The 20354-nt window shown below is 65.5% G+C and carries 21 protein-coding genes; 20 read left to right on the forward strand and 1 reads right to left on the reverse strand.

Going from position 1 to position 20354, the window contains the following annotated elements:
* Positions 1-76: 76 nt before the first annotated feature.
* A complete protein-coding gene (locus HZY97_RS04095) occupies positions 77-892 on the forward strand; it encodes an inositol monophosphatase family protein (RefSeq protein WP_180140808.1) in 816 nt (271 codons plus the stop codon).
* Here HZY97_RS04095 and HZY97_RS04100 read toward each other — a convergent pair.
* Positions 889-2763, reverse strand: a complete 1875-nt coding sequence (locus HZY97_RS04100; RefSeq protein WP_180140810.1) for a patatin-like phospholipase family protein — start codon at positions 2761-2763, stop codon at positions 889-891. The genes HZY97_RS04095 and HZY97_RS04100 overlap by 4 nt on opposite strands.
* A 249-nt stretch (positions 2764-3012) precedes the next feature.
* Between HZY97_RS04100 and ndhC the strand changes: the two genes are divergently transcribed.
* Genes ndhC through HZY97_RS04195 form a run of 19 tightly spaced genes read left to right on the forward strand, consistent with a single transcriptional unit; the run spans position 3013 to position 20353 of the window.
* The gene (gene ndhC / locus HZY97_RS04105) at positions 3013-3402 is read left to right on the forward strand and encodes an NADH-quinone oxidoreductase subunit A (RefSeq protein ID WP_180140812.1); all 390 of its coding nucleotides are present in this window, start codon (positions 3013-3015) and stop codon (positions 3400-3402) included.
* Positions 3393-3968, forward strand: coding sequence for an NADH-quinone oxidoreductase subunit B family protein (locus HZY97_RS04110; protein WP_180140815.1), 576 nt, complete (start codon positions 3393-3395; stop codon positions 3966-3968). The genes ndhC and HZY97_RS04110 overlap by 10 nt, the downstream gene beginning before the upstream one ends.
* Before the next feature lie 5 nt (positions 3969-3973).
* On the forward strand, positions 3974-4897 hold the full coding sequence (locus tag HZY97_RS04115; protein ID WP_180140817.1) for an NADH-quinone oxidoreductase subunit C: 924 nt from the start codon (positions 3974-3976) through the stop codon (positions 4895-4897).
* Positions 4897-6132, forward strand: coding sequence for an NADH-quinone oxidoreductase subunit D (locus HZY97_RS04120; protein WP_180140819.1), 1236 nt, complete (start codon positions 4897-4899; stop codon positions 6130-6132). The genes HZY97_RS04115 and HZY97_RS04120 overlap by 1 nt, the downstream gene beginning before the upstream one ends.
* The gene (locus HZY97_RS04125) at positions 6129-6467 is read left to right on the forward strand and encodes a nuclear transport factor 2 family protein (protein WP_180140821.1); all 339 of its coding nucleotides are present in this window, start codon (positions 6129-6131) and stop codon (positions 6465-6467) included. Before HZY97_RS04120 ends, HZY97_RS04125 begins: the two co-directional genes overlap by 4 nt.
* Positions 6468-7136: an NAD(P)H-dependent oxidoreductase subunit E gene (locus HZY97_RS04130; protein ID WP_180140823.1), complete on the forward strand. Its 669-nt coding sequence runs from the start codon at positions 6468-6470 to the stop codon at positions 7134-7136.
* The gene (locus HZY97_RS04135; protein ID WP_180140825.1) at positions 7136-7309 is read left to right on the forward strand and encodes a hypothetical protein; all 174 of its coding nucleotides are present in this window, start codon (positions 7136-7138) and stop codon (positions 7307-7309) included. Before HZY97_RS04130 ends, HZY97_RS04135 begins: the two co-directional genes overlap by 1 nt.
* On the forward strand, positions 7309-8607 hold the full coding sequence (gene nuoF, locus HZY97_RS04140) for an NADH-quinone oxidoreductase subunit NuoF (protein ID WP_180140826.1): 1299 nt from the start codon (positions 7309-7311) through the stop codon (positions 8605-8607). Before HZY97_RS04135 ends, nuoF begins: the two co-directional genes overlap by 1 nt.
* Positions 8604-9233 carry a hypothetical protein gene (locus tag HZY97_RS04145; RefSeq protein ID WP_180140828.1) on the forward strand — a complete coding sequence of 210 codons (630 nt, stop codon included), beginning with the start codon at positions 8604-8606 and terminating at the stop codon, positions 9231-9233. The genes nuoF and HZY97_RS04145 overlap by 4 nt, the downstream gene beginning before the upstream one ends.
* Before the next feature lies 1 nt (position 9234).
* The gene (nuoG, locus tag HZY97_RS04150; protein ID WP_180140830.1) at positions 9235-11235 is read left to right on the forward strand and encodes an NADH-quinone oxidoreductase subunit NuoG; all 2001 of its coding nucleotides are present in this window, start codon (positions 9235-9237) and stop codon (positions 11233-11235) included.
* Positions 11232-12296 (forward strand): NADH-quinone oxidoreductase subunit NuoH, encoded by a 1065-nt coding sequence (gene nuoH / locus HZY97_RS04155; protein WP_180140832.1) that lies wholly within the window; start codon positions 11232-11234, stop codon positions 12294-12296. Before nuoG ends, nuoH begins: the two co-directional genes overlap by 4 nt.
* Positions 12293-12778: an NADH-quinone oxidoreductase subunit NuoI gene (gene nuoI, locus HZY97_RS04160; RefSeq protein ID WP_180140834.1), complete on the forward strand. Its 486-nt coding sequence runs from the start codon at positions 12293-12295 to the stop codon at positions 12776-12778. The genes nuoH and nuoI overlap by 4 nt, the downstream gene beginning before the upstream one ends.
* A gap of 33 nt (positions 12779-12811) precedes the next feature.
* A complete protein-coding gene (locus tag HZY97_RS04165) occupies positions 12812-13423 on the forward strand; it encodes an NADH-quinone oxidoreductase subunit J (RefSeq protein ID WP_180140836.1) in 612 nt (203 codons plus the stop codon).
* Positions 13420-13725, forward strand: coding sequence for an NADH-quinone oxidoreductase subunit NuoK (gene nuoK / locus HZY97_RS04170; protein ID WP_180140838.1), 306 nt, complete (start codon positions 13420-13422; stop codon positions 13723-13725). The genes HZY97_RS04165 and nuoK overlap by 4 nt, the downstream gene beginning before the upstream one ends.
* Positions 13725-15824, forward strand: coding sequence for an NADH-quinone oxidoreductase subunit L (gene nuoL, locus HZY97_RS04175; protein ID WP_180140840.1), 2100 nt, complete (start codon positions 13725-13727; stop codon positions 15822-15824). Before nuoK ends, nuoL begins: the two co-directional genes overlap by 1 nt.
* Positions 15821-17392, forward strand: coding sequence for an NADH-quinone oxidoreductase subunit M (locus HZY97_RS04180; RefSeq protein ID WP_180140841.1), 1572 nt, complete (start codon positions 15821-15823; stop codon positions 17390-17392). The genes nuoL and HZY97_RS04180 overlap by 4 nt, the downstream gene beginning before the upstream one ends.
* Positions 17392-18840: an NADH-quinone oxidoreductase subunit NuoN gene (nuoN, locus tag HZY97_RS04185; RefSeq protein WP_180140843.1), complete on the forward strand. Its 1449-nt coding sequence runs from the start codon at positions 17392-17394 to the stop codon at positions 18838-18840. The genes HZY97_RS04180 and nuoN overlap by 1 nt, the downstream gene beginning before the upstream one ends.
* Before the next feature lie 5 nt (positions 18841-18845).
* Positions 18846-19568 (forward strand): biotin--[acetyl-CoA-carboxylase] ligase, encoded by a 723-nt coding sequence (locus tag HZY97_RS04190; protein WP_180141651.1) that lies wholly within the window; start codon positions 18846-18848, stop codon positions 19566-19568.
* 11 nt (positions 19569-19579) lie between these two features.
* Positions 19580-20353 (forward strand): type III pantothenate kinase, encoded by a 774-nt coding sequence (locus HZY97_RS04195; protein ID WP_180140845.1) that lies wholly within the window; start codon positions 19580-19582, stop codon positions 20351-20353.
* Position 20354 lies beyond the last annotated feature (1 nt).

Genomic DNA, 20354 nt, shown 5'->3' on the forward strand with positions numbered 1-20354 from the left:
GTCGAGGCGGGTAGCGTCGCTATCCGTCCGGCCCGCCGGCTCAGGCCGTTAGAACCGTTGTTGTAGGGAAGTTAAATTGGTCAGCCATTCCGGCCTCATCACCGTCATGGAGCGCGCCTGCCGCAAGGCCGGCCCGCGCCTGCGTCGCGACTTCAACGAAGTCTCGCAGCTCCAGGTCAGCCGCAAGGGGCCGGCGGACTTTGTCAGCATTGCCGACAAGCAGTCCGAGGACACGCTGATCGAGGAGCTCCAGAAGGCGCGCCCGGATTGGGGCTTCCTGGTCGAGGAGCGCGGCGAGATCGCCGGCGATCCGGACAAGCCGCGCTGGATCATCGATCCGCTCGACGGCACCAGCAACTTCCTCCACGGCATTCCGCATTTCTGCATCTCGATCGCGATCGAGGATCCGCGCGGTGCGCAGGGCAAGCCCGAGATTACGCACGGCTATGTCTACCAGCCGCTCACCGATGAGAGCTTCTGGGCCGAGAAGGGCCGCGGTGCCTGGCTGCAGGGCCAGCGCCTGCGCGTCTCGGCGCGCCGCAACCTCGACGAAGCGCTGATCGCCACGGGCATCCCGTTCATGGGCCATGGCAATTTCGCCGAGTGGAGCCGCATCTTCGGTGCCGTCGCGCCCGAAGTCGCCGGCATCCGCCGCCTTGGCTCGGCCGCGCTCGACCTCGCCTGGGTCGCCGCGGGCCGTTTCGACGGCTTCTGGGAGAGCGACCTCAAGCCCTGGGATGTCGCTGCCGGCATGCTGCTGGTGAAGGAAGCCGGCGGCTTCATCACCGATTATCGCGGGCAGGACATGTCGCGCGAGCGCAACCAGTATCTCGCCGCGAACGACGTGCTCCACTCCAAGCTGCACAAGCTCGTCGCCAACTCGCTGCGTTAATAGACCGGCGAGATCGTCATATAGGGCAGGGGACGCGGCGCGCCCTTCTGCATCGATGGGGCGGGCGAGCCCCAGGCGGCGCCCAGTCCGGATAGCGTGAGAAATCGCTTCTGGGCCTCGGCACTCTGCGCCGCGCTCGGCTTGTAGCAGGGCGCAGCCGGTTTACCGGTGACCGCAGTCGAATAGGCCGCCTTGTAGGAATCGTTGAGCGGCTCGGCCGCGCCGTCGGCAAAGGCGATGACGAAGCGCTCGGTGCTCGCCGCGACATTGCGCCAGCGCGTCCACCAATGGCAGTTGAAGTCGAACTGATCGACGACGATCTCGCCCGCGATCGTGCCCTTCGCCGCGATCGAACGCAGCACCTCTTCGGGCATATCGAGGTTCATCCCGCCTTCGTTGGCGGCGAGCGGCACGGTGACGACGCGACCGCGATAGCCCGGCGCCCGCGACAACAGCAGGTCGCGCCAGTTCTGCATCGTGCCGATGATCCCGAACAGGAAGGCAGCGACTTCCGCGATCGCGCCGGGCCGCTCGATCGACTGGTAGCGGCGCGACCAGCCCGAGACATTATCGGGATGCAACGACACTTCGCGCGGCCGGGCATCGTCGGTGCCGGCATAGATCAGGTCGATCGCGAAGGTCGGCCAGCGCGGCAGCGGCGCATCGAACAGGTGGATCGGGAAGTTGCTGCTGATCCCGCCGTCCGAGAACCAGCAGATGCGGAAGGGCCGGTCGGGCTGCGCGTCGCCGGGGCGGGCACCGCCCGAGGTAAGCGCGTCGGTCGCGTCGAGCCGGCGCGCGGGCTGGGCGGTGGTATCGGCGCCGACCTTGGCTTCGACGGTGGCGGCGAAATCGGGCTCGTAGAGCGGGATCGCGCTGATCAGCAGCGGGAAGCTGAGGCTCATCCGTGCCGCGACGATCACCGGCAGGTCGCCGCCATTGGGAAGCGGATGATAGGTCTTGCCCGCCACGGTGCGCGGCTCACCCTGCGCGACCATCCAATCGACCACGCTCGCCGGGAACAGCCGGTCGAACTCCTCGCGCCGGAACCAGAACTGGCCGCCGCCCTTCTCGAGCGGCAGGCTGCGCGGCTCGTGGTGCGAGACGCTGGTGGTGATGACGCGCAGGGTGAGTGTCTCGTGCGTGGCGGGCTCCCCGGGGTAGCGCTCGGCCTTCCACAGATGCTCGAAGCGCAGCGGGTCGTTCGCGGGCTGGCCCGAGAGCGACTGGATGACGCCGTGCAGCCACTCGGTGAGCGCCGGCGTGCCCCGGTCGCGGCTCCCCTGCGGCCGCATACCGGTGCAGATGCCCATCTGGTTGGCGCGAATCGTCGATGCCGCCTGACGGATGCTCCACCCACCGCCTGCGAGGAGTGCGCACAGCAAGGAGGGCAGGGCCGCCGCGGCAAGCCCCGCGAGGCCGCCCAGTGCATAGCCGAGCCCGAGCAGCGCCAGCAGGACCAGCAGGAAAACCAGCCCTGCGCCCCAGGCCATCGCCACGAGCGCTGCGACGATCGCCGCAGCCAGGCCTTTCTTCGCCGCGGCCACCACCAGCAGCCGATAGACCGAGCGCACGCCGGCGCTGGGTTGGAACAGGCCGTAGATGAAACCCTTGCCGGAGAGGTCCTTCGCCACCGCCTCGAGCCCGGCGAATCCCATCGCGTCGCCGCCGGCGAACTTCCTCGGCTGGAGCTCCTTGCGTCGCTGGCCGAGTGCCGCGGCGGCGCAGGCTGCAGCGGCGATCGCGCCTGCCGAGGTGCCACCGACGTTCTTGAAAGTATATTCGCGGGACAGCGCAATAGCGGCGGTGGGATATACCAGCCCGCTCGTGATTCCGCCCTTCATCACCAAGTCGCAATAGCGGCGCGTCATCTTTTCCTCCGCTGCCAACACTTTACGGCGCCAAGAACTGCGGGCGCCGCATGCCGTGAGCGACCTGACCGGCTTCTCCAGCTCTTGCCCGCAGATTGTCACGGCGGCCGGGTGTAGGAAAGCACAAGAAAAACCGTTCCCGGGCACTTGCTAATTGCGAGTGATTCTCAAGGGTTTCCGCCCTTGTCGCAGGCTTGTCACCGTCCTAAAGCCACCCTCAGATTCCGCATCCGCGAGAAGAGAAGTCGCTTGGTCGATCTGTCACAATATCTGCCGATCCTGTTGTTCCTCGGGGTCGCCCTCGCGCTTTCCAGCGCGTTCGTCTTTCTGCCCATGCTGGTCAGCCGGCTTACGGGCTCCCATCAGCCCACCGAGGCGAAGCTCAGCGAATATGAGTGCGGCTTCCCCGCATTCGAGGATTCGCGCAGCCAGTTCGACGTGCGGTTCTACCTCGTCGCGATCCTGTTCATCGTCTTCGATCTCGAAGCGGCGTTCCTGTATCCCTGGGCGGTCTCGGTGTTCAAAATGGGCACCGTCGCGGCCAGCTGGACCGCGTGGATCTCGATGATGGTCTTTATCGGCGAGCTGCTGCTTGGCCTTGTTTACGCCTGGAAGAAGGGAGCGCTCGAATGGGAGTAGAACTCAGCCCGTCGTCGTCGCCCCTGCCGGGCAGCGGCCTGATCGGCGCGCCGCCTCCCGGCACGCTGCCGGACGTCGGCTTCCTCAACGACATCAATGCCGAGATCGGTGACAAGGGCTTCCTGGTCACGTCGACCGAGGAGCTGTTCCAATGGGCCCGCACCGGCTCGCTGTGGTGGATGACCTTCGGCCTGGCCTGCTGCGCGGTCGAGATGATCCACGTCAACATGCCGCGCTACGACATGGAGCGCTTCGGCGCCGCGCCGCGCGCATCGCCGCGTCAGTCGGACGTGATGATCGTCGCCGGCACGCTGTGCAACAAGATGGCCCCCGCGCTCCGCAAGGTCTATGACCAGATGTCGGAGCCCAAATACGTCATCTCGATGGGCAGCTGCGCCAATGGCGGCGGCTATTACCACTATAGCTACAGCGTCGTACGCGGTTGCGACCGGATCGTGCCGGTGGACATCTATGTCCCGGGCTGCCCGCCGACCGCCGAGGCGCTGCTCTACGGGATCATGCAGCTCCAGCGTAAGATCCGCCGCGTCGGGACGATCGAACGGTGAGCGTCGTGAAGACCGCTGCCCCGCGCTACGCCTCGAACGAAGGCGTGATCGACACGGCCAAGGCCGCGCTCGGTGACATCCTGATCTTCTCCGAAGACAGCGTCGGCGAAGTGAATCTGGTGCTCGACCGCGCCCGCGTGGTGGAGGGCATGACCGCGCTCCGCGACACGCCGGGCCTCGAATATCAGCAGCTGATGGAGATTGCCGGTGTCGACTATCTCGACCGCGAGGAGCGGTTCGAGGTCGTCTATTGCCTGCTCAGCCTGACGCGGAACCACCGCATCAAGGTGAAGGTGGGCACCGACGAGGAAAAGCCTGTCCCCAGCGTCACCGGCATCTGGCCGGTCGCGGGCTGGCTCGAGCGCGAAGTGTACGACATGTACGGCGTGCTCTTCTCGGGCAACACCGACCTGCGCCGCATCCTGACCGACTATGGTTTCGTCGGCCATCCGCAGCGCAAGGACTTCCCGCTGACCGGGTTCGTTGAGCTGCGCTACTCGGAAGAGGCGAAGCGCGTGGTCTATGAGCCGGTGACGCTGGCGCAGGACTTCCGCAACTTCGACTTTATGAGCCCGTGGGAGGGTGCCGAGTACATCCTGCCCGGCGACGAGAAGTACGTCGCGCCGACACCGCCGGCCCCTCCGCCCGCACCGGCTGCGAAGCCCGCGGCTGCTCCGGCTCCAGCAGTTGCGCCGCAGCCCCAGGCCAAGGGCGCGCCGACGCCGCTAACTGCGGACGAGATCGCCAAGCCCGCGCCGGCCTCCAAGCCGACCAAGGCGAAGGTGACCAAGCCCAAGACCAGCGGCAGCACCGCCGAGACCGGCGCCGGCAAGGCAGGTCCCGACGACGGCCCTGCGCCGGCGAACCCGGACCTGGTCAAGAAACCCCGCAAGCCGCGCGTCAAGAAGGCGCCGGAGGGTGAAGCGTAATGGCTGATTATCTCGATGAGATCGAAGGCGTCACCGATTCCGGCAAGCCGGAAAAGGGCGACACCGAGATCGCCAACTACACGATCAACTTCGGCCCGCAGCACCCCGCGGCGCACGGCGTGCTGCGCCTGGTCACCGAGCTCGATGGCGAGATCATCGAACGCGTCGATCCGCATATCGGCCTGCTCCACCGCGGCACCGAGAAGCTGATCGAGTACAAGACCTACACCCAGGCGCTGCCGTATTTCGATCGGCTGGATTACTGCTCGCCGCTGGGCATGGAATACAGCTTCGTGCTGGCGGTCGAGAAGCTGCTCGACCTCGAGGTTCCGATCCGCGGCCAGTATCTGCGTGTGTTCTTCGCCGAGCTGACCCGCATCTGCAATCACATGCTCAACCTCGGTTCGCACGTGATGGACGTTGGCGCGATGACGCCGAACCTGTGGATGTTCGAGCTGCGCGAAGACTGCCTGAACTTCTTCGAGCGTGCTTCGGGCGCGCGCATGCACTCGAATTATTACCGCGTCGGCGGCGTCCGCCAGGACGTGCCGCTCAAGCTGCTGACCGACATTGCGGAGTGGCTCGACACGCGCCTGCCGCGCCTGTTCGGCGATGCGATCAGCCTGGTCGCCGAGAACCGCATCTTCAAGCAGCGCAACGTCGACATCGCCGTGGTGAACCGTGACGATGCCGTGCGCTGGGGCTTTTCGGGCCCGATGATCCGCGGCGCGGGCATCCCCTGGGACATCCGCCGCTCGCAGCCCTATGACGTGTACGACCGTATGGAGTTCGACATCCCCGTCGGCACCCGCGGCGACTGCTATGACCGGTTCATGGTTCGCGTCGAGGAAGTCTATCAGTCCGCGCGCATCATGAAGCAGTGCCTTCAGGAAATGCCGGAGGGGCCGGTTCTCACGCTCGACCGCAAGGTCGCGCCGCCGCGCCGCGGCGAGATGAAGCAGTCGATGGAAGCGCTGATCCACCACTTCAAGCTCTTCACCGAAGGCTATCACGTGCCCGCGGGCGACGTGTATGTCGCGACCGAGAGCCCGAAGGGCGAGTTCGGCGTCTATCTGGTCTCGGACGGCAGCAACAAGCCGTACCGCTGCAAGATCCGCCCGACCGCGTTCAGCCACCTCCAGGCGATGGACTTCATGTCGAAGGGCCATATGCTCGCCGACATCACCGCCATCCTGGGTGCGCTCGACATCGTGTTCGGGGAGTGCGACCGGTGAGCGCAGACCGCATCGCCCTCACGCATCAGATGATCGCGCACTACAACGCGCAGGATGCCGACGCGTATGTGGAACTGATGACCGACGGCGCCTGCGAAGCGGGCTATCGTGGCGCAGTGCTGCGCGAGGGCAAGGAAGGCGTACGCTCGGGGCTGAAGGCGATGTTCGCCGAATTCCCGGAGAACCGTGCCGACATCCTGACCAGCTATGCGCTTGGCGACACCGTGGTTCTCCACGAGAAGGTCGCCCGGTCGCCCGAGAGCGAGCCCTTCGAGGTTATGTCCATCTATTCTTTCGCCGACGACAAGGTCGATCGCGTGGAGTTCATTCGTTAAATGGCTGACGCACCTCAACTCCCCGATGAAGCGGAAGTCCGCGCGCGCTGGGGCAATTTTGCCTGGACGCCGGAAAACGCCGTCAAGGCGCAGGAAATCATGGGCCGCTATCCCGCGGGCCGGCAGCTTTCGTGCAGCCTCCCGTATCTCGACCTCGCCCAGCGCCAGGTCGGTGCGGAGACCAATACGCAGGGCTGGCTGCCGATTCCTGTGATCGAGTTCGTCGCCCGCGAGATCGGTGTGCCGTACATCCGCATCTTCGAGGTCGCGACCTTCTACACCATGTTCAATCTGGTGCCGGTCGGCCGCTATCACGTGCAGGTCTGCGGCACGACGCCGTGCATGCTGCGCGGCTCGGACGACGTGTTTGCCGCCTGCAAGTCGCGCGGCATGAAGAAGGGCCACACCACCGAGGACGGGCTGTTCACGCTCACCGAGGTCGAGTGCATGGGCAATTGCTCCTCGGCGCCGATGGTCCAGATCAACGACGACAATTTCGAGGATCTCGACTTCGATCGCACGCTGGCGATCCTCGACGCGCTGGCCAAGGGCGAGAGCCCCAAGCCCGGCACGCAGGAGCCCGGCCGCCACACGGTGGAGCCGCTCGGCGAGCCGACCAACCTGGCCGCGATGGAAACCGAAAATCACGATTACCGGGGGGAATGGTGATGAAAGCTGAGACCAAGAACCTCGTCTTCGTCATCCTCGCGATCATCGGCGGCATCGTCGTGCTCGGCTGGGTGCTCAAGGTCGCGTTCAAGCTGATCGGCATCGCGATCGTGCTCGGCATTTGCGTGCTCGGGTATATTCTTATTCAGAACATGGTGGGGAAGGGCCGATAATGCTCGCGGATAAGGACCGCATCTTCACCAACGTCTACGGCTTCCAGCCGTGGAATCTGGCGGCTGCCCAGCAGCGCGGTGATTGGGACAACACCAAGGACCTGATGGCGATCGGACAGGACGCCGTCATCGACCGGATCAAGGCGTCGGGCCTGCGCGGCCGCGGCGGCGCCGGCTTCCCGACCGGCATGAAGTGGAGCTTCATGCCCAAGGAACCGCGCCCGGATCGGCCGAACTTCCTGGTGATCAACGCCGACGAGTCCGAGCCGGGCTCGTGCAAGGACCGCGAGATCATCCGCCACGATCCGCACAAGCTGATCGAAGGCGCGCTGATCGCCGGCTTCGCGATGCGTGCGCGTGCGGCGTATATCTACGTGCGCGGCGAATATATCCGCGAGACCGAGACGCTGCGCGCGGCGGTGCAGGAGGCGTATGACGCCGGCCTGCTCGGCAAGAACGCCTGCAAGTCGGGCTATGATTTCGACGTGTTCGTTCACCGCGGCGCCGGTGCGTATATCTGCGGCGAAGAGACCGCGATGCTCGAGAGCCTCGAGGGCAAGAAGGGGCAGCCTCGCCTGAAGCCGCCGTTCCCGGCGGGCGCGGGCCTCTATGGCTGCCCGACCACGGTGAATAACGTCGAGTCGATCGCGGTCGTCCCGACGATCCTGCGGCGCGGCCCGGAATGGTTTTCCAGCTTCGGCGCCGAGAACAACCGCGGCACCAAGCTCTTCCAGATCTCGGGTCATGTGAACAAGCCGTGCGTGGTCGAAGAGGCCATGTCGATCCCGTTCCGCGAACTGATCGAGAAGCATTGCGGCGGCATTCGCGGCGGGTGGGACAATTTGCTCGCAGTGATCCCGGGCGGCTCCTCGGTGCCGCTGGTTCCGGCGGCGCAGATCATGGACTGCCCGATGGATTTCGACGGCCTGCGCGCGCTCGGCTCGGGCCTCGGCACCGCAGCCGTGATCGTGATGGACAAGTCAACCGACGTCGTCCGTGCGATTTCGCGTCTCTCCTACTTCTACAAGCATGAGAGCTGCGGCCAGTGCACGCCGTGCCGCGAAGGCACCGGCTGGATGTGGCGCGTGATGGAGCGGCTGCGCACCGGCGATGCCGACATCAGCGAGATCGACACGCTGCAGCAGGTCACCAAGCAGGTGGAAGGCCACACGATCTGCGCGCTCGGCGATGCCGCGGCGTGGCCGATCCAGGGCCTGATCCGCCACTTCCGCCCCGAGCTGGAGCGCCGGATCAACGAGCGCCAGGCCGGCGCCGGCATGCAGGAGGCTGCGGAATGAAGGCCGCGCTGGGTTTCCTCGCCGCTGCCGGCGCGCTCTCCCTGACTGTGCCTGCCCATGCGCAGCCGCAGGATGGCGAGCCGCAGATGAAGAAGAACCGCGACGCCGAGAAGCTGGTCGCGGAGCTGATGGGCTGTTTCGTGCGCAGCGAGCGGCCCAAGGCGATCGACGTGATCCGCTTCGAGCCGGGCAGTGACGCGGAAGGCAAGGCGTTCATGGCGCTGTTCGACAATGCGCGCATGTGCGTTCCGCGCGGCAAGAAGATCAACTCGCCGGGGATCTCCCTGCGTGGTGCACTTGCCGAGGCGCTCTATCTGAAGAGCTTCAAGGTCACCGGCCCGGCTGCCGGCGCTGCCCAGCTCGACTGGATGAAGCAGCCGGTCCATCAGGCCTATTCGATCGCCCAGTGTGCCGCGGAGCGCGACCCGGATGCCGCTGATGCGCTGGTGCGGACCAAGTGGCATTCGGACGAGGAAGTCGCGGCGGCCAGCGCGATCATGCCTGCGCTCCAGGCCTGCGCGAATGGCCGCAAGGTGAATTTCGATCGCGTCACGCTCCATGGGCTGATCGCGGAAGGATTGTTCAGGGCGCGCGGCGGCTTGTCCGCGTCCGAGGGAAATAGCTGAGATGCCCAAGCTAACCGTCGACGGAATTGAAGTGGAGGTGCCCGCGGGCGCCACCGTGCTCCAGGCCTGCGAAGCCGCGGGCAAGGAAATTCCGCGCTTCTGCTATCACGAGCGCCTTTCGATCGCCGGCAATTGCCGCATGTGCTTGGTCGAGGTGAAGCCCGGGCCGCCCAAGCCCCAGGCTTCGTGCGCGCTGCCCGCCGCCGACAACCAGGAGATCCGCACGGACTCCGCAATGGTGAAGGCCGCGCGCGAAGGCGTGATGGAGTTCCTGCTGATCAACCACCCGCTCGACTGCCCGATCTGCGATCAGGGCGGTGAGTGCGACCTGCAGGACCAATCGGTCGCCTACGGCCGCGGCCACTCGCGCTACACCGAGAACAAGCGCGCGGTGACCGAGAAGTACATGGGTCCGATCATCAAGACGATCATGACCCGCTGCATCCAGTGCACCCGCTGCGTCCGCTTCGGCGAGGAAGTGGCCGGCGTGGAGGATATCGGCGCGATCTATCGCGGCGAGAACATGCAGATCACGACCTATCTGGAAAAGGCGTTCAAGAGCGAGCTTTCGGGCAACGCCGTCGACCTTTGCCCGGTAGGCGCGCTGACCCACAAGCCGGTGGCGTTCGAGTACCGCAGCTGGGAGCTCAAGAAGAACCTGTCGATCGACGTGATGGACGCGGTCGGCACCAACATCCGCCTCGACAGCCGCGGCCGCCAGGTGATGCGGGTGCTTCCGCGGATCAACGAAGACGTCAACGAAGAGTGGGCGCACGACAAGACCCGCTACCATGTCGACGCGCTGGTCCGTCGCCGTCTCGATAAGCCCTATGTCCGCAAGGGCGGCAAGCTGGTCGAAGCGAGCTGGGACGAAGCGTTCGACGCGATTGCGGCCGCTGCCAAGAAGGCCGGCTCGAGCGTCGCGGCGATCGCCGGCGACCTGGTCGATTGCGAGACGATGTTCGCGGCCAAGGCGCTGGTGAAGGCGCTGGGCTCGGACCTGCTCGAAGGCCGCCAGACCGGTCTGGCCTATGACGTGACGAACCTCGGCTCGGTGGCGTTCAACACCACGATCGCCGGGGTCGAGGACGCCGACGCGATCCTGCTGGTTGGCTCGAACCTGCGTTTCGAAGCGCCGCTGATCAACACGCGCGTGCGCAAGGCGATCAAGAAGGGCGCCAAGGTCTTCGCGATCGGGCCCGAGACCGACCTGACCTACAAGGTCGAGTGGCTGGGCAACGACCTGTCGATCCTCGGCAAGCTGCCCGACCGTGCCGCCGAGGCGCTCGACGCCGCGAAGAAGCCGGTGCTGATTGTCGGCCCGGGCGCACTCAAGGAAGGGCAGGGCGCCACGCTCGCCATGGCCTCGGCCTTCCAGCGGGACGGCTGGAACGGCTTCAATGTCGTCCACACCGCCGCGGCGCGCATGGGCGGGCTGATGCTCGGCTATGCCCAGAAGGGCGGCATCGCGGACATCGTTGCCGCTGCGCCCAAGCTGACCTTCTTCCTCGGCGCCGACGAAGTCGATTTCGAGGCGTTCAAGACCAGCTTCAAGGTCTATGTCGGCCATCACGGCGACAATGGCGCGCACCATGCGGACGTGATCCTGCCGGGCGCGACCTATGCCGAGAAGCCGGGCACGTACGTGAACCTCGAAGGCCGCGTGCAGCGCGCCGACCGCGCGGTGTTCGCTCCCGGCGACGCCCGCGAGGACTGGACGATCCTGCGCGCGCTTTCGGATCGCCTCGGCCACACGCTGCCGTTCGACAATTTCGAGCAGCTGCGCGCCGAGATGGCGAACGAAGTGCCCGCGCTGGGTCGTGAAGGCCTGGCCGGATACGCGTTCTCGCCGCCGTCGCTGTCGGCTTCGGCCAGCGGTGCGCTCGGCTATCCGATCGCCGACTTCTACCTCACCAACGCCATCTGCCGTGCGTCGCCCACCATGCAGCGCTGCTCGGCCGAACTGATCCACGGCGAAGACTTCGCAGAGGCCGCAGAATGACCGCGCTTTTCCAATGGATGGGCCTGCCCTTCGAGGGCGCGTGGTTCATCGCAACCATCATCGGCATCCTGCTGATCGCGCTGCCGCTGATGCTCGCGGTGGCGATGATCATCTATGTCGACCGCAAGATCTGGGCGGCAATGGCACTGCGCCGCGGCCCGAACGTGGTCGGCCCGCTCGGCCTGCTCCAGTCGTTCGCGGACGGCCTGAAGGTCTTCCTTCAGGAAACGATCATTCCGTCGAGCGCCAACAAGGTGCTGTTCCTGCTCGCGCCGATCATCACCTTCACGGTGGCGCTGATCGTGTGGGCGGTGGTGCCGTTCGGCACGCTGGGCGGCATGAATGTCGTGCTGTCGAACATCAATGTCGGCCTGCTCTACGTGCTCGCCGCCTCGTCGCTCGGCGTCTACGGCATCATCCTGGCGGGCTGGGCCTCGAACTCGAAATACCCGTTCTATTCGGCGATCCGCGCAGCCGCGCAGATGGTGAGCTACGAAGTCTCGATCGGCTTCGTGCTGATCTCGGTCGTGCTCTGGGCCGGCAGCTTCAACCTGGGCGAGATCGTCAACGCGCAGAAGGGCCATGTCTTCGGCATCATCAACGGGTTCTACGCCAACCCGCTGCTCTTCCCGATGGCGGTGGTGTTCTTCATCTCGTCGCTCGCCGAGACGCAGCGCGCGCCGTTCGACCTCACCGAGGCAGAGAGCGAGCTCGTCGCGGGCTATCAGACCGAATATTCGTCGATGGCCTTCGCGCTCTACTGGCTCGGCGAATATGCCAACGTCATCCTGATGTGCGCACTGAACGCGACCCTGTTCTGGGGTGGCTATCTGCCGCCGCTGGATATCCCGGTGCTCTATCTGATCCCGGGCATCGTCTGGCTGCTGCTCAAGATGTGCTTCTTCTTCTTCTGCTTCAGCTGGGTGAAGGCCACGGTGCCGCGGTACCGTTATGACCAGCTGATGCGCCTGGGCTGGAAGATCTTCCTGCCGCTGTCGCTGCTTTTCGTTTTCCTGGTGTCGGGCTGGCTGATGCTCCACCGCGTGGAAGGTCTCGTATGAACGTCGCCCATTTCATCCGCACCTGGACTCTCTGGGAGTTCATCAAGGCGCACGCGCTGACCTTGAAGTATTTCTTCAAGCCCAAGGCGACGATCAACTATCCGTACGAGAAGAACCCGATCTCGCCGCGCTTCCGCGGTGAGCACGCGCTGCGCCGCTATCCCAATGGCGAAGAGCGTTGCATCGCGTGCAAGCTGTGCGAGGCGGTGTGCCCGGCGCTGGCGATCACGATCGAGGCCGAACCGCGCGAGGACGGCAGCCGCCGCACCACGCGCTACGACATCGACATGACCAAGTGCATCTATTGCGGCCTGTGCCAGGAAGCCTGCCCGGTCGATGCGATCGTCGAAGGGCCGAACTTCGAGTTCGCGACCGAGACCCGTGAGGAGCTGATCTACCAGAAGGAGAAGCTGCTCGAGAACGGTGACCGCTGGGAGCGCGCGATCGCCGCGAACCTTGCCGCCGATGCACCGTACCGTTAAGCGCACGCCAACTTACAGGGGCTGTCCGATTCCGTGATCCAGATCCTCGCCTTTTACCTGTTTGCGTTTGTCGTGTGTGCCTCGGGCCTCATGACGATCCTTTCGCGCAATCCGGTGCATTCCGTCCTGTGGCTCATCCTGGCGTTCTTCAACGCCGCCGGGCTGATGGTGCTCGCTAATGCCGAGTTCATCGCGATGCTGCTCGTCATCGTCTATGTCGGCGCCGTCGCCGTGCTGTTCCTCTTCGTGGTGATGATGCTCAACATCGACTTCGCGGAGCTGCGCGCCGGCGTGATGCGCTATGCGGCGGTCGGCGTCGCGCTCGCCATTGCGCTGATCGCCGAGATCCTGATCGCCGCGGGCGCCTATAGCGCCGGCACGCTCCAGCTCGCCCGCCGCATCGCGCCGGTCGACGCAAAGGTGCCCAACATCGAAGCGATCGGTCAGTTGCTCTATTCGCGCTATCTGTTCGTGTTCGAAGGCGCCGGTCTGGTGCTGCTCGTCGCGATGATCGGTGCGATCGTGCTGACGCTGCGTCCGCGCGGCGACGTGAAGCCGCAGAACATCAACCGTCAGGTCCAACGCCGCGCCAAGGACGCCACCCGCAACGTGAACCATCCCGTGGGGCAGGGGGTCGAGCTGTGATCACCCTTACGCACTATCTCGTCGTTTCGGCGATCCTGTTCACGCTCGGCGTGCTCGGCATCTTCATGAACCGCAAGAACCTGATCGTCATCCTGATGGCGATCGAGCTGATCCTGCTGGGCGTGAACCTGAACCTCGTGGCGTTCGCGAACGCACTGAACGACCTGGTTGGCCAGGTGTTCGCGATGTTCGTGCTCACCGTCGCTGCCGGTGAGGCCGCGATCGGCCTCGCCATTCTCGTTATCTACTTCCGCGGCCGCGGCACGATCTCGGTCGAAGACGTCAATCGGATGAAGGGCTGATGTCGGCGATCCATTTCATCGTAGGCCTGCCGCTGCTCGCAGCGGTGGTAGCCGGGCTTTCCAACAAGTCCTTCGGCAGCTTCTTCCCGAAGCTGATCACCACGGGTTCGCTGTTCGTCGCCTGCGCGCTGAGCTGGCCGATCTTCATCAGCTATCTGGGTGGCCATGCCGAGCCGACGGTGTCGCCGGTGTTCACCTGGATGCTGAGCGGCTCGATGCAGGTCGACTGGGCGCTGCGCGTCGACAGCCTGACCGCGGTGATGCTCGTGGTGGTGACCAGCGTCTCCTTCCTCGTCCACCTCTATAGCTGGGGCTATATGAGCGAGGAGCCGGATCAGCCGCGCTTCTTCGCCTATCTGTCGCTCTTCACCTTCGCGATGCTGATGCTCGTCACGGCCAACAACCTGGTGCAGATGTTCTTCGGCTGGGAAGGCGTGGGCCTCGCGTCCTACCTGCTGATCGGCTTCTGGTTCCGGAAGCCGAGCGCAAACGCCGCCGCGATCAAGGCTTTCGTGGTCAACCGCGTCGGCGACCTTGGCTTCATGCTCGGCATTTTCGGCACCTATCTGGTGTTCGGCACGATCGACATCCCGACGATCCTCGCCGCCGCGCCGAACATGCATGGTTCGACGATCGGTTTCCTCGGGGCACGCTGGGATACGATGACGATCCTGTGCCTGCTGCTGTTCGTCGGTGCGATGGGCAAGTCGGCGCAGCTCGGCCTGCACACCTGGCTTCCGGACGCGATGGAAGGCCCGACCCCGGTGTCGGCGCTGATCCACGCCGCGACCATGGTGACCGCAGGCGTGTTCATGGTCTGCCGCATGTCGCCGATGTTCGAGCAGAGCCAGGTGGCACTCGGCGTGGTGACCTTTGTCGGCGCCGCGACCTGCTTCTTCGCCGCGACGGTCGGCACGACGCAGACCGACATTAAGCGCGTGATCGCCTATTCGACCTGTTCGCAGCTCGGCTACATGTTCTTCGCCGCCGGCGTCGGCGCGTACGGCGCGGCGATGTTCCACCTGTTCACGCACGCCTTCTTCAAGGCGCTGCTGTTCCTGGGCGCGGGCTCGGTGATCCATGCGATGCACCACGAGCAGGACATGCGCTACTATGGCGGGCTGTGGAAGAAGATCCCGGTGACCTACTGGACGATGATGGCGGGCACGCTCGCGATCACCGGCGTCGGCATCCCCGGCATCTTCGGCAACACCGCCTTCGGCTTTGCCGGCTTCCACTCGAAGGACGCGATCATCGAGGCGAGCTATGCCGCGGGCCAGACCAGCGCGTTCTGGGTTGGCGTGTTCGTCGCGCTGCTCACCAGCTTCTACAGCTGGCGCGTGGTGTTCCTGACCTTCCACGGCAAGCCGCGCTGGGCAGGCTCGGAGCATATCCAGCACGCCGTTCATGACGCGCATGGCCACGGCCATGTCGATCATCACGCGCACGCCCATGACGATGCCCCCGCCGCAGAGGATGCCGGCCACACGCCGACCGCGGACGAGATCCTGCACGATCATGGCCATGAGGGCACGGCGGGCTACCACCCGCATGAGAGCCCGATCGTGATGCTGATCCCGCTGCTGATCCTTTCGGTCGGTGCGGTCGCCGCAGGCTTCGTCTTCCACGGCTTCTTCATCGAGCCGACCGCAGGCGAGAGCTACTGGCACGGCGCCGTCGCCTTCAACGAGCATCTGATGCACAACATGCATCTCGTGCCGGTGTGGGTGAAGCTCAGCGCGACGATCGCGATGCTGAGCGGCCTGGCCATTGCGTATGGCGCGTACATCGTGTCGCCGGACTTCCCGGCGAAGTTCGCCGAGGCGTTCCGCCCGCTGTACCTCTTCTCGCTCAACAAATGGTATTTCGACGAGCTCTACAACTTCCTGTTCGTGCGCCCCGCTTTCGCGATCGGCCGCCTGTTCTGGAAGAAGGGTGACGAAGCCACGATCGACCGGTTCGGCCCCAATGGTGTCGCGAAGGTCGTCCAGCTCGGCGGTGGTGTCACTGCCCGGCTGCAATCCGGATATGTCTACGCCTATGCCTTCATCATGCTGATCGGCCTCACTGCCGCGCTGACCTGGGTGATCGCGCGATGAGCGGCTTCCCGATCCTCACCGTCATGCTGGCGGTCCCGGCGCTTGCCGCGGTCGCCTGTCTCTTCCTCGACGACAAGTCGGCGCGCTGGCTCGCGCTGGCCGCCACCTTCGTGGACCTCGCTCTGGGCATGCTGCTCTGGTCGGGCTTCCAGACCGGGGACGGCGCTGCCCAGTGGCAGTTCGTCGAGCATGTCCGCCTGTTCGGCATCGGCCAGGCCGAGTTCGCCTGGGCGCTCGGCATCGACGGCTTCGCGCTGCTGCTGATCGTGCTGTCGGTCTTCCTGATGCCGATCTGCATCGGGGCGAGCTGGCTCTCGATCACCAAGCGCGTGCCCGAATATATGGCGGCGTTCCTCGCCACCGAAGTGCTGATGATCGGCACCTTCGCGGCGCAGGACCTGATGCTGTTCTACGTCTTCTTCGAAGGCGGCCTGATCCCGATGTTCCTGATCATCGGCATCTGGGGCGGCGCCAACCGCATCTACGCGTCGTACAAGTTCTTCCTGTACACGCTGCTCGGCTCGCTGCTGATGCTGATCGCGATCATCTACATGATCCTGACCACGGGCACGACGTCGATCCCGGCGCTGATGGCGCACGACTTCCCCGCGCACGTGCAGACATGGCTATGGCTGGCCTTCTTCGCTTCGTTCGCAGTCAAGATGCCGATGTGGCCGGTCCACACCTGGCTTCCCGACGCGCACGTGCAGGCGCCGACCGCCGGTTCGGTCATCCTGGCGGGCGTGCTGCTGAAGCTCGGCGGCTACGGCTTCCTGCGCTTCTCGCTGCCGATGTTCCCGGAGGCCTCGGCCCAGTTCCTGTGGCTCGTCTTCGCGCTCTCGGCCGTCGCGGTGGTCTACACCTCGCTCGTCGCGCTGGTGCAGAGCGACATGAAGAAGCTCATCGCCTATTCGTCGGTCGCGCACATGGCGATCGTGACCTTCGGCCTGTTTGCGTTCAACGCGCAAGGCATCGAGGGCGCGATGATGGTGATGCTCGGCCACGGCGTGGTCTCGGGCGCGCTCTTCCTGTGCGTCGGCGTGATCTATGACCGCCTGCACACCCGCGAGATCGACCGTTACGGCGGCCTCGCGATCAACATGCCGCGCTATGCCGTGCTGTTCCTGCTGTTCACCATGGCCTCTGTCGGGCTGCCGGGCACCAGCAACTTCATCGGCGAGTTCCTGAGCCTCGCCGGCCTGTACCAGGTCTCGACGCTCTACGCGCTGCTTGGCACCACCGGCATCATCCTGGGTGCGGCGTACATGCTGTACCTCTACCGTCGCGTCGCCTTTGGCGACCTGACCAAGGACGATGTGAAGGCGATGCCGGACCTCGACGTGCGCGAGTTCCTCATGCTCGGCGCGCTGGCCGCGGTTACCCTGTGGATGGGCATCTATCCGGAGAGCTTCATGAAGCCGATGCGCGGCGACGTGGAGAAGCTGGCCGCCCGCCTCGAGCGTGCTGCGCCCGCCGGTGACTCGCTGCCGACCGCCGGCAAGGCTGCGCCTGCCGCTGAACATGGCGAACACGCCGCTGCCCCTGTTGCGCACGGGGAGGCGCACTGATGAACTATTCGCTCCAATTGATGATGTCGCTGCCCGAGGTCGTCCTCGCGCTCGGCGCCATCGTCCTGATGCTCGTCGCCGCATGGGGCGGCCCGCAGTCGACCAAGCTGGTCAGCTGGACCGCGATCGCGGTGCTGATCGGCGCCGGCATCGCGCTGGCCGGCCCGGCTTCGGCCGGGGGTGAGGCCTATGGCGGCCTCTACCGTCCGGATATGTTCGCCGCCTTCTCGAAGGCGCTGATCTTTCTGGCCGCCGGTGTCTCAATCCTGATCGCGCCGCGCTTCTTCTCCGAGACCGCGGGCGACGATCTGCGCCCGGAATATCCCGTGCTGATCCTGCTCTCCGCAGCCGGCATGGGCATGATGGTCTCGGCGGGCGACCTGATGAGCCTCTATGTCGGCCTCGAGCTGCAGAGCCTCTCGGCATACATCCTCGCCAGCTTCATGCGCCGGGACGCGCGTTCGGCCGAAGCGGGTCTGAAGTATTTCGTCCTCGGCGCGCTGGCCTCGGGTATCCTGCTCTACGGCATCAGCCTGGTGTACGGTTTCTCGGGCACGACGCTCTTCTCGGGCATCGCCGACGCCTATGCCTCGGGCGACCAGAAGATCGGGTTGCTGTTCGGCCTGGTGTTCGTCTTCTCGGGCCTGGCCTTCAAGATGTCGGCCGTGCCGTTCCACATGTGGACGCCCGACGTGTACGAAGGCGCGCCGACCCCGGTGACGGCCTTCTTCGCCTCGGCCCCCAAGGTCGCCGCGATCGCGCTCGCCACCCGCGTCGCGATCGAGGCAATGGGCCCGGCGATCGCCGACTGGCGCCAGATCGTGATCTGCGCCTCGCTGCTCTCGATCATCTTCGGCTCGGTCGCGGCGATCCGCCAGGAGAACATCAAGCGACTGCTTGCTTACTCGTCGATCGCCAATGTCGGCTTCGCGCTGGTCGGCCTCGCCGCCGGTGGTGAGGCGGGCGTGTCGAGCGTGCTCTATTACATGGCGATCTACGTCGTGATGACGCTGGGCAGCTTCCTCGTCGTGCTCCAGATGCGCGATACGGACGGCCGCCCGGTCGAGACGATCTCGAGCCTCGCCGGCATGTCGCGCACGCGCCCCGGTCTCGCAGTGGCACTGGCGATCTTCATGTTCAGCCTTGCCGGTATCCCGCCGCTGCTCGGCTTCTTCTCGAAGTTGCAGGTGTTCTTGGCTGCCGTTCATGCGGGTCTGTACGTCTTCGCCGCGGTGGCTGCAGCCGCCTCGACGATCGGCGCCTATTATTATCTGCGCGTGATCAAGGTGATGTATTTCGACGAGCCGGCGCCGGCCTTTGGCGGCCGCACCGATCCCGTCGAGGGCGCGTTGCTGGTGATCGCAGCCGTGGTGATCTCGCCGCTGGGCTGGCCGCTGCTCGGCTATCTCGAAGTCTGGACCGGCGCGGCCGCGAAGGCGCTGTTCTGACCGCGATTGTCCGGACCGTCGCCGAGACGGGTTCTACCAATGCCGACATGGCCGAGCTCGCCCGGGGCGGGGCGAGCGAAGGCCTGTGGCTGCGGGCCGAGCGGCAGACCGCCGGCAAGGGCCGCCAGGGTCGCGCCTGGCAGTCGCCGGTGGGCAATCTCTACGTCTCGACGCTGATCCGGACGCGGGCGGGTGAGCCTTCGCCCGCGACGCTTGCGCTCGTAGCGGCGGTCGCGTTGGAAGAGACGGTTTCGACCTTCCTGTTCCCCGGCGAAGGCCGGGGCCCAGCCTCCGCGTCGCCGATGCTGAAATGGCCGAATGACGTCCTCATCGATGGTGCCAAGCTCTCCGGAATCCTGCTCGAGCGGGTAGGGGACGCCGTCATCCTCGGCTTCGGCGTGAACCTCGCCCATCATCCTGAAGATCTGGATCGCAAGGCGACGAGCCTGGCGGCCCACGGCGTCACCCCCGACCCTCAGCTCTTCGCCGAGACGCTGGCCGAAAGCTTCGCCCGCTGGGTTTCGCGCTGGCGTGACGGCATCGCTCCGGTCCGCGAGCGCTGGCTTGCCCGCGCGCATCCGATTGGCACTGCGCTCACCGCTCGCCTCGCTGACGGCTCCAGCATGGACGGCCTGTTCGGCGGACTCGACAGCGAAGGCGCGCTCATCCTTCGCTTGGCCGATGGCACCAGCCATGTCATTCACGCCGCCGACGTGTTCCTGCTCTGAGAGGCCCGGAAATGCTGCTCGCGATCGATGCCGGCAACACCAATGTCGTCTTCGCCCTGTTGGACGGCGGCGAGATCCGCGCGCGCTGGCGGATCGCGACCGATCCGCGCCGTACTGCGGACGAATATGCAGTATGGCTCAGCCAGCTCCTCAGCCTCGAAGGCTATGACCGTTCGGACGTGACCGGCGTGATCGTCGCCACCGTCGTCCCGCGTGCGCTGCACAACCTTCAGGTGCTGAGCAGCAAATATTTCAAGACCGACGCGGTGATCGCGGGCCAGGGCAAGGCCGAATGGGGCTTCGCGCTCGATGTCGAGGAGCCGAACAGCCTCGGCGCCGATCGCGCGCTCAACGTCATCGCCGGGCATGCGCTGCACCAGGGCGACCTGATCATCATCGATTTCGGCACCGCCACCACCTTCGAGCTGGTCGACTATCGCGGGGCCTATAAGGGCGGCATCATCGCCCCGGGCATCAACCTGTCGCTCGACGCGCTCGTCACCGCGGCCGCCAAGCTGCCCCGCATCGCGATCACCGCGCCGGAAAGCACCAGCGTGATCGGCCGCAACACGGTCGACCAGATGCATATCGGCATCTATTGGGGCTATGTCGCGATGATCGAAGGGCTGGTCGCGCGGATGAAGGCCGAGATCGGCCGCCCCGTCAAAGTAATCGCCACCGGCGGTCTGGCCGTGCTTTTCGAGAAGCGCACCCCCATATTCGATGTGATCGAACCCGATCTGACCATTCAAGGGTTGGCGATGCTGTGGGAACGCAGCCGTTGAC

Origin of the sequence: Sphingomonas sp. R-74633, assembly GCF_013416555.1 — a bacterium.
Taxonomy (GTDB): Bacteria; Pseudomonadota; Alphaproteobacteria; order Sphingomonadales; family Sphingomonadaceae; genus Sphingomonas.